Annotated in this window: 14 protein-coding genes; 2 read left to right on the top strand and 12 right to left on the bottom strand. The window is 51.0% G+C overall.

Features of this window, described 5'->3' with window-relative positions:
- Window positions 1–100 precede the first annotated feature (100 nt).
- A complete protein-coding gene (locus AC2FIM_RS09845) occupies window positions 101–1,492 on the bottom strand; it encodes a DUF3604 domain-containing protein (RefSeq protein ID WP_496708050.1) in 1,392 nt (463 codons plus the stop codon).
- A 491-nt stretch (window positions 1,493–1,983) separates the two neighbouring features.
- Window positions 1,984–2,691 (bottom strand): IS6 family transposase, encoded by a 708-nt coding sequence (locus AC2FIM_RS09840; protein ID WP_496677384.1) that lies wholly within the window; start codon window positions 2,689–2,691, stop codon window positions 1,984–1,986.
- Between the two features lie 459 nt (window positions 2,692–3,150).
- Here AC2FIM_RS09840 and AC2FIM_RS09835 point away from each other — a divergent pair, with 459 nt between their 5' ends.
- Window positions 3,151–4,047 carry a YegS/Rv2252/BmrU family lipid kinase gene (locus AC2FIM_RS09835; RefSeq protein ID WP_496731972.1) on the top strand — a complete coding sequence of 299 codons (897 nt, stop codon included), beginning with the start codon at window positions 3,151–3,153 and terminating at the stop codon, window positions 4,045–4,047.
- A gap of 3 nt (window positions 4,048–4,050) precedes the next feature.
- Here the strand turns inward: AC2FIM_RS09835 and cls are convergent, their stop codons facing one another.
- The gene (cls, locus tag AC2FIM_RS09830; RefSeq protein ID WP_271946093.1) at window positions 4,051–5,460 is read right to left on the bottom strand and encodes a cardiolipin synthase; all 1,410 of its coding nucleotides are present in this window, start codon (window positions 5,458–5,460) and stop codon (window positions 4,051–4,053) included.
- Between the two features lie 542 nt (window positions 5,461–6,002).
- On the opposite strand from cls, the gene AC2FIM_RS09825 reads away from it, so the two are divergent.
- A complete protein-coding gene (locus AC2FIM_RS09825; protein ID WP_282021409.1) occupies window positions 6,003–6,890 on the top strand; it encodes a mechanosensitive ion channel family protein in 888 nt (295 codons plus the stop codon).
- A gap of 35 nt (window positions 6,891–6,925) precedes the next feature.
- Here the strand turns inward: AC2FIM_RS09825 and AC2FIM_RS09820 are convergent, their stop codons facing one another.
- From AC2FIM_RS09820 to AC2FIM_RS09780, 9 genes are all read right to left on the bottom strand, one after another.
- Window positions 6,926–8,143, bottom strand: a complete 1,218-nt coding sequence (locus AC2FIM_RS09820) for an AI-2E family transporter (protein WP_271946089.1) — start codon at window positions 8,141–8,143, stop codon at window positions 6,926–6,928.
- 22 nt (window positions 8,144–8,165) lie between these two features.
- Window positions 8,166–8,405: a hypothetical protein gene (locus AC2FIM_RS09815; protein WP_271946087.1), complete on the bottom strand. Its 240-nt coding sequence runs from the start codon at window positions 8,403–8,405 to the stop codon at window positions 8,166–8,168.
- A 109-nt stretch (window positions 8,406–8,514) separates the two neighbouring features.
- The gene (locus tag AC2FIM_RS09810) at window positions 8,515–9,372 is read right to left on the bottom strand and encodes a DUF1269 domain-containing protein (RefSeq protein WP_271946085.1); all 858 of its coding nucleotides are present in this window, start codon (window positions 9,370–9,372) and stop codon (window positions 8,515–8,517) included.
- 72 nt (window positions 9,373–9,444) lie between these two features.
- Complete coding sequence (locus tag AC2FIM_RS09805) at window positions 9,445–10,230, bottom strand: hypothetical protein (protein ID WP_271946083.1); 786 nt, start codon at window positions 10,228–10,230, stop codon at window positions 9,445–9,447.
- The gene (locus tag AC2FIM_RS09800) at window positions 10,227–11,945 is read right to left on the bottom strand and encodes an alkaline phosphatase family protein (protein WP_496708053.1); all 1,719 of its coding nucleotides are present in this window, start codon (window positions 11,943–11,945) and stop codon (window positions 10,227–10,229) included. Before AC2FIM_RS09800 ends, AC2FIM_RS09805 begins: the two co-directional genes overlap by 4 nt.
- A gap of 70 nt (window positions 11,946–12,015) precedes the next feature.
- A complete protein-coding gene (locus AC2FIM_RS09795; RefSeq protein WP_496708054.1) occupies window positions 12,016–12,612 on the bottom strand; it encodes an HdeD family acid-resistance protein in 597 nt (198 codons plus the stop codon).
- 64 nt (window positions 12,613–12,676) lie between these two features.
- Window positions 12,677–13,030 (bottom strand): PRC-barrel domain-containing protein, encoded by a 354-nt coding sequence (locus AC2FIM_RS09790; protein WP_271946077.1) that lies wholly within the window; start codon window positions 13,028–13,030, stop codon window positions 12,677–12,679.
- A 138-nt stretch (window positions 13,031–13,168) separates the two neighbouring features.
- A complete protein-coding gene (locus AC2FIM_RS09785; protein ID WP_271946075.1) occupies window positions 13,169–13,678 on the bottom strand; it encodes a DUF1269 domain-containing protein in 510 nt (169 codons plus the stop codon).
- Window positions 13,679–13,833: 155 nt separating this feature from the next.
- Window positions 13,834–15,411, bottom strand: a complete 1,578-nt coding sequence (locus tag AC2FIM_RS09780; RefSeq protein WP_416383906.1) for an arylsulfatase — start codon at window positions 15,409–15,411, stop codon at window positions 13,834–13,836.
- Window positions 15,412–15,612 lie beyond the last annotated feature (201 nt).

Raw genomic sequence — 15,612 nt, 5'->3', positions numbered from 1 at the left:
CTGGTCTTGAAGTTTTTAAAAGAGGCAGGTTTGGTCATGTGCAAAAACTACGCAACCGCCCTGCCCCGCTCAAGCAAAGTTCTTCTGACAAGACCGTGGGCTACTGCTCCGGTGAATACCAAATTGGCGAAATCCACGCTCGTTCGTATATCCACACCGCGACATCCTCAAGGAGCGGCAAGCCGTGGCGGACGGCGTCATACGTCGTCCAGCGTGGAGTTGGTATTTCGATGACGCGCATGTAGTACAGAGCATGTTGGCCAGGATCAAAATCGTCGTCTGTCCAATGACCAAACAACTCCGCAGCTCCGTTTGCGTTACTGTAAGTCGAAGTTTCAGGATCAACCGTATTGCCAATGGGTGGCAGCTTGCCATTCACGTCCGGCACGCGATCTCTTGACCACACTACATCAATGATACGTTCTTGCGGCGATCCGCCCACATCGACCCAACCCTTGATGATTTGTACGCGATCGAGGTTGGCTCCGATCGGATCTTTTAATGCGTGCACCGCGAAATTTGGTGGGCCGTTCAAAGCTGTCAGAGAACCGCCCATCGGCACGCCGTTGGCATAACCGTCCATTACAAGCTTCACGGGATCGTTGTTGCTTTGGAGTATTGCACCGCCAAAGAAACGCGGCTGTATCCTAGGGCCTGATGTGGCGAAGGTTTCGCGGCTTTGCATCGCGTCAAAAATCGCACCAAGTGTGTTCTTGGACGCCCAAACGCCTGCGAGCGAGCCCGGGTTGGCGTCGGGGCCAAGCAACCAGCCGTCTATCTCGCCTTCGCGGCGTTGTTCGGTAGTACCGTCGGCAACACCATGGCTGCCATTATAAGTCGCCTCATCGACATCACTTGGGGTACTGTTATGATTGTCTGTGCCTCCGATGAAACCAAGTTTCCAAGGGTTCGCACCTAGCTTCTGCTCATAGTCGAGCCCTTTAGTCGCAGCCCAACGGACGAAGCCATCGGTGTGGAAGAAACGTTCACGGAATGCAGCGATACTCTCTGCATTCTCGAAGTTCGCAAATTCATCGTTAGGCGACACGCCGGGATGGGTTTCGGAATTGCCTTTGATCTGCATCATTTCGATCAACGGCTCCCACTTGGCGCGGCGCTCGGCATATTCGCGCGTGATTGGATTTCCGGCATTGTCGATCGGCTCAAACATCAAGCCTTTGCTTCCGTTGGAGTTTTGTGGGATGGCCAACAGTGTAGAGCCAGCAGCTTCTTGGTAATGCCCTGGAGCAGATGGGATCTGCGTTGAGAGCATCTCGCCAAGAAATTCTGCATGAACGGAAATGGACGCAAAATCCAGAGGTCGACCGATTCTGCGCTGCACGTTGTTTACCGAGACAGGTTGACCCTTCGCGAAGCGAAACGCGCCCGAAGGTGTCAGGCGTGCACTTCCAATGTAGGCATCAAGTGAAAACGAAGTATGTACATGAGTTTCGCCGAAGTAAGCGTTCTTGATCGGGTTCTCAGGCACCATGGCTGAGCAGCCTCATCTTACTGGTCAGCGTGACCCACGCACCTGATTGGTCCGAACAGGAACGCCTGTTCGGCTTCTGACATCTCCAAGTCCTTCGTCCCTGCTACAAGGTTCGCCCTCCCTGATCCGACGGAACAATTCCCTGCTCCACCTTTTTGGGAATTTGCAGCATAGACCTTTGAAAAACATACATTTCTGAGAGGAGAAACTCTGGGTTCCAGACCCATCTCACGAAAATTCCCTGTAAATTGCCGAATATCAGGGAAATCCCTCCCAAAGCGACCCCGCCAAAATGCGCCACTGAGACTGAGGCCTGAATTGCGTTCTGAGTGTACGGTTTGCTCCGTCTCTGATTGAAAGCGCATGCGCCAACTCGCGGGAATTGCGGCGCAATTCTGGATCAGAAAACACAACTGAAGTGAGACAAGTATGAGTGGCGGTGCTGTCAGACTAATTCGAACCAGTCTCAGTTTGCTGCGGAAACCGCGAACCTATCCAGAACAAAGCTGACGCCACTCGCTAAGAGCGGCGGCGCGGGTCAGCTTGAAGGTGTCTCGACTGGCTAGCGATCTTTCCTGGTTGAAGTGGTTGTAGACAGAGGAATGGACGGAGGCGAATTTCTGCAAACTTCGCATGCGCCTGAAACGTTGCATAGCGCGCTCTCTTCGTCGGAAAGGCAGGTGCGAATTCTCAACGCGGTTGTTGAGCCACCTGCCCGTCTGTTGTTTTTCGAGAGCACCCAAATCTCTGAGCGCTGCTTTGTAGGATGCAAAACGGTCGGTCACGACCTCCTCGGCGCAACCGTGCCGTTTCATCAATTTCTTAGGGAATTTCAGTGCTGCAGCTTTGTTTCGGCGTTTGGTGACAACGGCTTCCAGCACCTCGCCCTCGTGATCAACTGCACGCCAGAGATAGCGGCGTTTGCCATTCACCTTCCCAAAGACTTCATCCACGTGCCACTTCCATTTCGAGAACGCGCACAGCTGCTGCACCCGCTTCCGCCTGATCTCAGCAGCAAACATCGGGCCGAACCTATTCCACCAGTATCGGACAGTTTCGTGGCTCACGTCGATGCCTCGCTCGTGCAGTAAATCTTCGACATTCCGAAGCGAGAGTGGAAACCGAATATACAGCATCACCGCAAGGCGGATAATCTCAGGGCTGGTTTTGAAGTATTTGAATGAGGCAGGTCTGGTCATGAACAAAAGCTACGCAACCGCCCTACCCCTCTCAAGCAAAGTTCTTCTGACAAGACCCAACACGGTTTCTGTGGAGTGAAATCCACTGGTTTTATTTGCGCGGTGCTACGGGAGTAGCAATCTTATTGAATTCGGGGCATAATTTGGCATTGAGTTTTTTTGCTCTCAGGAAGCACCGCGTAGACACCGCTCAGGGCCAATGTGAATTACTTGAGTAATATTGGCCTAGTGGGATGGCAAAACATACCGTCGATCACATGTTTGGTCAGATTTGGAGGGCTAAAAACAATGGCAACCAAAGCCGAATTTTGTATGGCAGCGGCATAAGCCAGAGCTGCCACGGACGCACTAAAGAAAATGGCGCGTGATCCTTTAGGTGCGTTTGACCCTGGGTTGGCCACGACGGTTGCCAAGGCAGTGATCAAGAACCTGAATAAATGAGAGGAAAAGGCCGGCTTCATGGATTGTAAAACACTCCTCATCCTCAATCGAAAATCTGCGGCCCGACCTGACGTACGTTCGGCTGTCAGACCTCTGGAAAAGGAGCTTGGTCTGGAGATTGCTATCCCATGGTCAGGTAAACAGTTGCGAAAAACGATACACAAGCACTTGGCCAAGGGGGTGACGCGCTTTGTTGCAGGAGGTGGTGACGGGACACTCAACGCGGTTACCAGCGCCCTATTGCGATGCGATGCGGGACCAACCATTGTTTTGGGGCTTATGCCTTTGGGCACTGCTAACGACTTTGCCAGGTCTTATGGTGATGACGGATCGGATCTTTCTGCATCATTGGTGCAGGCCGCAACCGGAAGAGCCCGGTCGATAGATATTGGTTCCATCAACGGTCGCCCATTCGTGAATGTCGCCAGTGGCGGTTTTGGGGCCATGATTACCGCGACAACTCCCAAAGAAGTTAAGAGGCGGCTAGGAGGGTTAGCCTACACCCTTACCGGATTGGCGCGAGTTTCTGAGCTGAAACCAACGCAGGCCATGATTGCTTTGGATGGGTCAGAGCATAACTGGGCGTCGGTTTCTGCGCTGGTAATTGGCAACAACCGCTTTGCCGGTGGTGGGTTCGAAATAACTCCAGAGGCTGACATGTTCGACGGGTTGCTCGATCTGGGTGTTTTGACCACGGACGAGTGGCCACCTGCAAACCTGTCTTTTGGAAATTTCCCCGACCTGAGTGACCCGATTGCGGGGCTCGTAAAACGTAGCCGTTTCAAACATGCGGTGTTGGAAACAGAAACACCGTTCCACTTAAACCTTGACGGTGAACCGATGGTGGACACGAGGTTCGAAATTTCGGTTCTACCGGGTAGACTAAGCTTTGCGCTACCTTCTACTGGGTCTTGATCTCTAAAGAATTGGAGCGAACAGGCGGGCAATCGGGGCGCCAATCCGGATATGCGGGGGCTGTTCAGCAAGCAATTTGTCTAGCCTAAACGACCGTTCGAAATCCTTTTCCAGCATCGCGGCTGTAGCCCCGGCGGCGCGTGTATCGAAGAAAACGGCCATTGCTTCAAAATTCAGCCGGAATGAGCGGTTATCCATGTTCGTTGTCCCTATCGCGGCCAAAGTATCATCAACAACCAATACTTTTTGATGCATGAAACCGGAACTATATCTCAAGACCTGTACTCCGGCCTCGCGGATTTCATCAAAAAAGGCAAAAGCGGCAAGCCAAGGAATCTTATGGTCAATGACGTCCGGAACCAGGATGCGGACATCTACTCCTTGCAACGCAGCGTGTTTTAAAGCTGTGAGCACATCGGTATCGGGTACGAAGTACGGCGAAGCGATCCAAATCCGACGTTTGGCATTCGCGATTGCCGTGAAAAAGAACAAGGCACCGGTTTCCATTTCGTCCCCGGGACCGGTTGGGACGATTAACCCGGACATGTTCTCTTCCATGTGACCAGCCTCCCAGTTCATCTCCGAAATCAGGATTTCTTCAGTTGCCCAATGCCAATCCTCTACAAACACCAGTTGCAACTGCGAGGCGATCGGGCCACGGATTTCGACATGTGTGTCGCGCCAATCACCGAATTTTGGGTCGCGCCCCATATATTCGTCTCCAACATTCAATCCGCCGGTAAAGCCGACCGTTCCGTCGACGATCACCGTCTTGCGGTGATTGCGTAAATTGAGTTGAAATCGGTTTTTAGCTCCGCGCATCTGCGCGGGTTCAACTACTTGCACACCGGCTGAACGGAGATCATTAAGATAGGAGTTTGGAAGTTTAACGCTCCCAACTGGATCGCACATGAACCGAACTGCAACTGCACGTTTTGCTGCGGTGATCAGATGGTCCTGCAGTTTCCGACCCAGATCATCATCATGAACAATATAAAACTGCACCAGAATGTAATCTTGGGCTGCGTCAATAGCGGCAAAGATTGCATCGAACGTTTCCTGCCCGTTTAATAGGATTCGCATGTTGTTGCCCCGGACTACAGGGAGTTCAGATATCCTTTCCAACGCTTCGGACGGAAACTCTGTAGGCACGTCGGGGGCATTGACCTCGCGAAACGTCTTGATTCCGTCAATTACCTCCTCGCTATCGCGGCGCGCAGTTAAGTATCGGTCGAACTTGTGATGCCCCAAAAAAAGGTAAAGCGGAACGCCAAGATACGGGGCAGTAATCAAAAAAACGACCCAACCCACTGCACCCTGAGAGGTTCGCGCCGATGAGATCGCTCTCCATGCAAACCAAATGGCAGTGGCTTCGAGGGCGATCAGGAGCAAGACCAGAATTGTGGACACCATGTGGGCCTCTTTGGTTCACGGTTGCTGAAAGGGCGTTCCAACACCCGGTGGAGATCCACCAGATTAACCGATACTCGCAGGAAAGGATCGCCTAGGGCAAGCGCGTAGAAACGCAGTTCTTGTTGAGCTCGGGTTGCAATTCGATAGAGAATTTTCATTCGTATGCCGCTTTGACAAATTAGGAGCAATTTATCCCGATACTCCAGAAAAAGCTGGAAGATTCTCCCAGAGTTTCCGATGCTGTCCTCCTGCAAACTTCGGGTGTCGTTTGAGAAGTTTACGACCTACATGATCCAAAAGAGAGGCCAGTTCAGCAATTGGAAGAAACTCAATCTCCGTCGATGAGCGCAGTTGTCGAAATGCAGGAACGTTTCAGCCACTGGCAGGCCGAACTAAATCAAAGCAGCGTAATTCTCTCTTTGATCTTTCTCTTGGCCGTTGTCATCGGCAGGCGGCCACTTGCACGATGGCTTATGGCAATGTTTCGGGCACTTCTCAGACGCTTGTCCATTGAACTTTCGGAAAAGGTAGCTGACGAACTGATGCGGACCACATCAGTTTTGATTGTGACCTTTGCTGTTTTTGTGGTTCTGGAAACATTGAATGTTCCAAACATGCCTGGTGACATTTTTAGGCGCGTTATGGCCTCAATCGCTGTGATCGCAGTATTCTCAGGGTGGTACAACCTGAGCGGGTCTTTTGTATCCCTTCTTCAGAGCGACCGGTTTGGAGAAGTCAGGATGGAGGCCGGATGGATGGAGCGCGTTGCCCGTTTTGGCATCTTGCTGTTTGCCATTACGTCACTGCTAGAAGTCTGGAGGGTCGACATCAGCGGTGCGCTGACCGGTGTTGGAGTACTGGGCGCAGGATTGGCTATCGCGACGCAGGACCTGATCCGCAATCTTGTGGCAGGCATGAATAACATGAGTGAAAAGCGCTTCGCTATTGGGGACTCGATTCAAATCGACGGTTCGTTTGTCGGGACAGTCGAATCCATTGACCTGCGCTCCACCCTAATCCGTGGGTTCGATCAGATCCCACGGCATGTTCCGAACTCCGAGTTATCCAACGCAGTTGTCCTAAACTATTCACACCGCCGACATCGAAGGGTCATGCTTAGCATACCGTTGCTTCTAGACAGTACCGAGGCTCAGGTCCTTCAGGTGCGTGATACGTTGCGGGAACATTTGTCGGCCTGTGGAGATTTCGAATTGTCTGAAGAGGCACCGAAACATGTCTATGTCGAAGGGTTGTCAGAATGCGCCGTAACCATCATTTTTTACGCGTGGACGACTACCCCTGAATACGACAATTTCCTCCGTGTGAATGAAAGTCTTTCGCTCAAAATCCTTGAGACAGTGCGCGCGGCAGGAACAGAACTGGCCTATCCAACACAATCGATCAATCTGCGCGGGTCAGCCATTCCGTGACCTCCTGATGATACCGATCAGTATTTCCCAAGCGTCTAGCTCCGGTTGTCTAAGTTTTGCTCAAATTCCTGACGGATTGCTTCTGTTTCGGTATCTAGTTCGGATTTGGATACCGTCAGCTTAGATTTTCGACGTGCAGCTTCAGAGGCTTCGCCCTGTGCTACTTCCCTTACTGGATTGTCTTTTTGACTACCGTCGGACAAGTTACCATCGCCCGACATCAATATTGCGAGTGACTTCGTCGATGGGATGTTGGCTAACACGATCATAGTACAGACGGTAATCGGCACGCTTAGTAGAGCCCCGGGGATACCCCAGATTGCGGTCCAGAACGTCAGTGCGAGGATAACCATCAAAGGCGACAAGTTTAGTGATTTTCCGGTTAGCGATGGTTCCAGAATATTCCCGATGATGAACTGAACCGCCCCACAGCCCACCAAAATAATTAGAAAAGGCGTGTTAGTATCAAACTGCACAAGAGCAACGAGCGAGGGCAACGCTACCCCGATGATTGAACCAATCGTTGGAATGAAGTTCAGTACGAATGCCAGGATGGCCCAGGTTTCGGCAAAATCCAATCCCACGGGCTTCATGATCGCGTAGCTACCGACACCCGTTAGGAAACTAACGAGTGTTTTGATTCCTACATATCGCTGCACGCTTTCTGAAATGCGCGTCAGCACGCGGTGTAAGTTTTGTGCGGATTCCGCATCTGGCGCTGCCAGTGCGACTTTCAACCTCATGGGCCCCTGTTCCAGCATCATGAAAGGAATATAAAGAAGGATCAGAAAGAAGGCGCTCAAAAAGCTTCCGGCTGAACCGATTGCTCCGCCAGCGAAGCCGGTGAAGTCCATCTCTAAGATCGCTTGTTGCGCTGCCTGATAGTTCTTGTCTCCAACAAGAGTGACCACTCGGGCCAAGATTTCAGAGAACCTTGCTTCATATCTAGGCAACGCATCGGCAACCGCGCCCGCTTGACTGGTCAGAATTGACAGTAATCCGAGCAATCCCAACACTAAAAGAGCAGCGCTAATGACATGGGCCAACCATCTGGGGATCCGTGTCCCGAGAATTTCAACCTGACATAACCTGTCGACTGCGGAAGTCAGAAGAATGAAAATCAAGGAAGCAATCGACAATGGAACTAGAACATCAGCCGCCAGGACCAGTCCTGCGATAGTAAAAAAGGCGATCACGACAACCCGGTGCCAAAACGCCAGACTAAAAACGTGTGTTTGCTGTTGATCTGGCACCGGCTGGGCTACTTCCTGTCTATTACCCTACGGATTTCCGAACCTTGTCATATACGGCTTTCATTTTCAAACCAAGTTCCCGCGCAGCTTCGCCGACTTCATCCGCCGACTGATTAAATTGTGATGTAGACAGGAACCTATCCCACTCCGAAACAAGTGAATCCCACTCGTCTTCCGCCTCCATTGTTCCAAGGTTCAACTGAAGTTTAATTTCATCTCTCTTTTGTTGTAGCTCGGCCATCATGGCCTTCAGATCGGGCATTTCTTTCACCTTTTGTAACACGTAATTGCCGCGAGACGGCTCTCGGGTTTATCTGCACTGCCAATTTAAACGGTGCTGGTTGGATGTTTAAACATCTTACTAAAAAGAATTAGGTCAATGCTTCTTTGGCCAGTGACATTGACGCATCTAGCTTGGCCTTTCGTTCTTTGTAGTCTGCCTGAATTTCAGCTTTACGCTTTTCAAACTTGTTCCTTGTATTTTCTTTGGCCACCGCAATTTGCTCTTCAATCGCCTCGAGCCTTGCAGCTGTTTGGCTGTTCAGTTCGGTGATACGTTGCGAGATTTTTTCTTTGGCTATACTTGCCTTTGCCTTGGTTGCGTCGATTTTGTCGTGGATTGCTTGTTTGGTTTCTTCGTTAGATTGCTTCCACTCGTCTTTTAGCTCTGCAATTTCCCGATTAAGTTCCGCCATTTCAGCAGCGTATTGTTCATCGATTGCATCGGCGCGTGGCTTGCGGAAAACCACTCCTCCAGCCTCGCTCATTTTGACATCCAATGGCGATGTCCAAACTTCGTCAACCGAGGCCACCAAGCAAGATTTACCAGGAATAAGTTCGATGCTGATTTCGTCAAGCATCGTAGAATCTATTCCCGCAACCCAAAGATCTCTGTAGACACCAAACAATCCACCTGTCATCGATCCGACAGCCATTCCTGAGGCGGCCACTGATGCTGCAGCCGCAGATCCGGCGACTGCAGCTCCGGATGCGACTGCCACCGGGCCGGCCAAAACACCAACCATTCCGCCGAGAACGAGGCCCAGTGCCGTTCCCAACGGCCCTTCATCTTCCACCTTCTTAACTTCAACTTTGCCTTCGAGATCTTTCCCAATGACTGCAGCGGCATACACCGCGAGATCTCCTTGGGAATGTAGCGCGCGCAGTGCGGTTTCACCCTTGAATGCAGCAGCATCATCCTCGAAAACGACGGCAATAAACTTTTCCATGTTAGTACTCCTGATGGTTGATTTTAGGCGGGAATTTCTTAGTGGACAGGAACTTTTCTAAACACTAAATGCTCATTGAAACTGCATGTTAAGTGCCGCGTAAATTTGCCATTTGGGCAGACCGATTCCTTTGTCGAAAACCGAGTACTGCGGTTCGACAAAAAAGTTGTAAACGGTATTGCCGCGTTTGGTGACCTTGCCTAGGCGAATGCCCAATGGGACAGAATAGCTGTCATTAACAAAATTGTAGGTCCAGATCGGGGCGCCGCCCGTGTAGTACCCATTGCCCAGTTGGTAAAAAACAAAGGGTTGAAAGGCACCCAAATTGGCGCGTGGGCGCCCATTTGTATCCCCAACGCCTCCACGCCATGTCAGAAGATATCCATACTGAAAGACAGGCGAAGTTGCATTGAAATAAACGTTGGCTAACCCAAGCTGCCATTGATCGGCTCCCAAGCGGTCGTCGGAGGCTGTTGGCACGACCACTTGCGGACCAAGCGCAAAACTAATTCCGGGGTTACCCGTAGTAAACTGATAGGCCGCAAAAACATCAAAATCTCCGACGCCACTCAAAGTTTGGCCATCTGTTCCCACCGGTAACGAGTTAAATGGCAACGAGGCTCGGATCAGCCAATTTGAGCTGCCTAAAGTGACCGGCTTTGCATAGCGCAGAACAAATTGATTTCCGGTCGCATTACCTGGTCCTGTAAAGTCACCGATATAGTAGTTTTGGATATTGAACGCTGTGATATCAGCCAGCGGATTGTTGGCTTGCGCTGCATCAGATTGCGCATAGGCCGGAGTGCTGGCGACGCACAGAATGGAAAGTTGGGCTAAGCGCATAAAGAAGGATTTCATGGGGCTGCCTTTGTCTCGGGCATCGCTTCTGGCAAAGGTGCACCCACCGCTCCGGAAGGGGGCTTAGTGCCCAGAAGAGACGCAATCGTAGGCGCGACATCCACAGTTTCGACGCGTCGTGCGACGGTTTGTGGAACAATATTTGAACCTGTAAAAATTAGGGGAACGTGTGTGTCGTATGTCCAGGGAGAGCCATGAGCAGACGCAACGTGCAACCCGTCAAAATCAGCCACAAACCAATGCGGTTCGAACACCACATAGATATCTCCCGACCTATCTGGATTAAAGTTAGCCAAGACGGCATCGCTAATCTTGGTTTTTGCAAACGACCCGCGTCGCAAATCTGAACTCCCAACCGCATAGGCAATGCCGGGGAGCTTTTGAAGTTCCTCAGCAACAGCTCGTTCGACGACCAAAGGATCTAAAGAACGTTTGGAAATAAGATCTTGGTTCAAATAGACGTAGGGGTTGGAAAAGTTCTGAACCAGATCAGCGGATTCACCAAAATCAATTTGAAGACGCACAAATCCTGGTTCTGTATCGACGCGTTCAAAGCTGAACAAACCAGCTTCAATGCCTAGAGTCGCCAGAAAATCCGGGTGTTCCGGTGCGCCGTGATCTGCCGACAAAACGATCAATGTGTTTTCCAGACCAACTACGGCATCCACATGTGTTAAAAGGTCAGCGATTTGCCTGTCGAGATGCGCGAAATTGTCTTCGGCTTCTAGGCTTGAAGGGCCGAACATATGGCCGACATAGTCTGTAGATGACAAGCTGACCGACAGATAATCAGTAACGTCATCTTGCCCCAGTTGTTCTGCATCCAACAGGGCTTTGGCAAAATCTACTGTTATTTCATCCCCAGCCGGGCTGAGGGTTAAGAGCGTTGTGAAGTATTTCCCTTCTGCCGCTCCCCAGTTATGCGGAAATGTCCGGCCAAACCCCTGTATATCGGTTTCCCACGGTTGGTCGTCGCGGTCTGCAAAGGCATACTTCCCAACGTCTCCCAGAAGAGTCCAAGATCGATTGGCATATGATGCGACAATGCCTTTTGAGTTCCAATCCTCAATCCAACCGGGATAGGCGTCGCGATAGAACGTGCTTGTAACAAACCGGCCTTCTGACTTTGAGAACCAGTAAGCGTCACCAGCGTGACCTGCCATTGCAATTGCACCGCGATCCTTGACCGACACACCAAACACTTTTGAAGTCGGCCCAAAGTGCAGGCCAATTTCATCGGAGATAGTTGAACTGATGATATTGCGGGGAGACCGACCGTCAGTTGTGGCTGCTCGTTGGGTCGGATCGATTTCGTTCTCCGCATCGACTCCGGTAGCCCCGACCAAAGGAAAGTCCGGATCCTGCACGTTATAGAAAGGCTTGCCAGTTTTTCGATCAAACCACAGGTTGGCTACCATACCATGGATAGCAGGGTCCGTGCCGGTCGCGAGCGTCGTGTGCCCGACAATTGTTTCAGTGTTGGCATGGCGGTGATGAGCATTTGTAAAATTGACGCCATGATCCAACAAATAGCGAAAGCCGCCCTCTCCTATGTGGATACTGAATCTGTCGATTAGGTCTCCACGCAACTGATCAACAGTTATTTGAAGAACCAGTCGAGGCTTGCCTTGAGCGCTTGAGACAGACGGAACGACCAAGCTGCCTCCAACAACCAACCATCTGATTAGCAGGGGAAAAGTTCTCGGTTCGATCACGTATTTCGTCCTTTTTATAACAGTAGAATTTGTGTTTACCCAACGTTTGCCGCAGTTTTGGGTCGTTTTTTCAGACCGCGACCGACACGTCGTTCCTTAGGCCATTGGCAAAGCGGATATATCCTGCGCCCTCACCGATCAGCGATACGCGTGCAACGATCCCCAACAGCATCACGCTCACCTCGGAGTACTTCGCTAACACATATCCCGATGCCAGTACGGACACACAACCAACGGAAATGACCCAGCCAGAACCTTGATCCGGTCGCGCCATCACGCCCACTGCAATCCGCATCAAGCCATTCACAAAAATTGCAACAATCAAGACCAATGTAAGCGCCATGAGCCCTTCAAGAGGGCGAAATATCAGCAACAACCCGGCAATCAGATTGAAGCCCCCCAAGATGGAATAGATGAGCCTTGCATTCCAGCCATCTTTGGTTGTGAAAACCTGCACTAGCACCACGAAGCCACCTACAGCGAAAACAAATCCCACAGCAAATTCAATGGCCAATGATACCAAAAAAGGTGCAAAAAATGCGAATACACCCCCGATAGCCAACACAATCCCGAGTCCAAGAAACCAGCCCCAGTATTTTTGCAGATCGTTGTCTGAGTTTCCCATACTCATTGTATCTTTCCCTTGGTCGATTGCATTTTCAAACACTGGCGACTGCTTTTGCGTTTAGGCGCCCTCAAGCAGGTCAAAGCCTGTCGAGTGCGACCTTCCGTTAGTTTCGAGCGTAGTGAAAGCGCGGCAGGCTTTTCAGATTTTCCTTGGTCGCATTGGGCAAAACCAGATCGCCATCCGCGTTGATCTCGAAGGCGACCGCTGGCAGCGCGATCAACTTTTCACCGATGTTCAGGAAGCCGGCGACGTTGACGATCACAAAGGTCGTATCACCATCCGGCAAGACGAGCGCATCATGGACATATCCCACAAAGTCGCCACCAGCATTGTAAACATCACCGCGTAAAAGCTCGACTACGCTCCAACCGGAAGCGACTAAGGCGACATCAAGATTGTTGTACTCGACAACAACACCGCCAGCCACATGAGGTGTGGACTGTGCGAGCGCATACATTGGGTCTCCAATTGCGAAAGCACACAAGAGAGCCGTTGTTCTCAGAACTTTTTTCATATTACTGATCCCGTCTCGACAATGTGAAAATTGAATTCAGGTCGCCGGGTGATCAAGCAGCCCGCCCCCAAAACAAACTGGTCAGTTTCCGGACAAAGCGGCACGAAGCTCTTTTTCATCACTGACAGACAATGATGTCTCGATAACCTCGCCCTTCATGCCCTCCAATTCGCCCAACAACTTCGTAGGTCGGTTTGACCACCCGATAACGGCCAGAGCCGATGAGTCAGGGCCCATCTTTGAGCCGACGCGAGCTGCCAATGCATCCTCTTCGTCTGCTTGATCCAGCATTCCTGCAAGTGTCCCAGAGCCAGCACCAACAGCCGAACCTGCAATAAACCCGGCAGCAGGGTTACCGACCATGGCACCGATCAAAGTGCCGGTCAGTGCTCCAAGAGACGTGCCTCCGACGAAACCCGTTGCTGTAAGAGTATCGGAATTCCGGGTCCGCACTACGCCGTTCTTATCGCGGGTCATTACCACGACCTCGTCGAGATCGACTTCCCAATCCAGGCTCATTTTTTGCAGACGCAAAAGTGCTTCGTCTGCTGTATGACGGCCCTCGAAGACAATAATGACCAAATCACTCATCGTTTCTCTCCCTAGTTGAAAATTGTTTTTTGCAGCGCAGTGACACACAAAAGAATGTACGTCCTGACGCTATCCCGTGACGATGTTTCATCTCTGAACTCCATGCGCGGTTCTCTCCCAACACCGCGCATGAATTAAGTTTAGCAAGCTCGAAACTACTTACTTCCGTTATTTGCCGCCATCAGTTCCATGACCTGATCAATTGAAAAGCTGGCTGGCTTCTGACGCGGTGGGAACTCCTGGAATGTAGCCAGGAACTGGCCTACATACTTTTGTGCGGGCACCAGGAAATAGATCCGATCAATCATCCAGTCGTAGTAAGTATTGGATGTTAGATGCGCCTGTTCGAATGGATCACGCCGAAGGTTGGTGATCAAAGGGACGCGAAGTGGGGTCCAAGGTTCGATCCACGCACGCAATGTCGAAACAGCTTTTTGCTCAAGGAAAATCAGTTTCCAATCGTCATAGCGCAAGGCTGTTAATTCTCCGGTATCCGCGAAATAGAAAATCTCATGTCGCGGGCCGTCTTTTGTTTCACCAGTAAGAACGGGCAAGAAGTTGTAGCCATCCAGATGCACTTTATATTCGCGACCAATGGCTTGAACACCACCTGCTTTCAAATCTTCCTTGATGGTCTCATTCCCCGCTGCTGCCAACAACGTCGGCAACCAATCCATGTGGTGCATGATTTCGTTTGAGACAGAGTCAGGTTCTATTTTCCCAGGCCAACGCACGAGCGAGGGCACGCGCCATCCACCTTCCCAGTTGGTGTTCTTTTCACTGTAGAACGGGTTGGTGCCAGCATCTGGCCATGTATTCTTGTGGGGGCCATTGTCAGTCGAATAATGAACAATAGTGTTGTCAGCAATGCCCAGTTCGTCAAGCACATCCAATAGCTGACCGACATGCATGTCATGTTCCACCATGCCATCGCCATACTCATCTTGCCCCGAGATCCCGAACAATTCGTCTTTCACATGTGTACGGAAGTGCATCCGTGTGCCGTTCCACCAAACGTAGAAAGGTTTGCCTTGTTCGTGCGCATTTTTGATAAAGTCGACGGCAGCTGCAACGGTTTCATCGTCGACTGTCTCCATCCGTTTTTTGGTCAACGGTCCCGTGTCTTCAACATGCCCATCAGCCGAAGACTTGATAACGCCACGAGGGCCAAATGCCTCACGGAAGGTCTGGCCGTCCGCCAAAACCGCGTCGCCGGGATAGTCGCGATTTTCTGGCTCTTCTTCCGCATTCAAATGGTACAGGTTTCCGAAAAACTCATCAAAACCGTGGTTTGTGGGAAGCATGCTGTCCTGATCACCAAGGTGATTTTTCCCAAACTGACCGGTCATGTATCCTAAAGGCTTCAGAAGGCCAGCAATCGTGGGATCTTCTTCCTTCATACCCAAGTCTGCGCCCGGGAGGCCTACCTTGGACAAGCCGGTTCTATAGACAGACTGTCCCATAATGTAAGAAGCCCGACCAGCTGTACAGGACTGCTCCCCATAGTAGTCGGTGAACATCATGCCTTCATCAGCAACCCGGTCGATATTGGGCGTTTCGTAGCCCATTAATCCCCTAGTGTAAGCGGATATGTTGGATTGCCCAATATCGTCTCCCCAAATCACTAGAATGTTTGGTTTGTCTTGTGCAGAAACTGGTGTGCCAACCACGAGGACAGCGACCGACAAAGCACCCAATATCGCTGACTTTGTTATGCCCAAATTATGTTTCATGTGCTCTCCTGAAAAATTCGAAACCAACGCATCAATCGACAGACTGGTGACATCGCGATCAAAGTTCATTCCCACGATGACCCCATTGTTTAGCGGTGTTTGCCCTACAATCTGTCGGCAAATACGAATCAAGGCTGCAAAAGCAACATTCATATTCACGAAAAACGTGTGTTAGCCTGCCAACGACGGGAAGCATTCATA

The sequence above is a fragment of the Ruegeria sp. CDSC052 genome (assembly GCF_059610685.1).
Note: the sequence above shows the minus strand (reverse complement) of the source record. Positions and strands in the feature narration are given on the sequence as shown.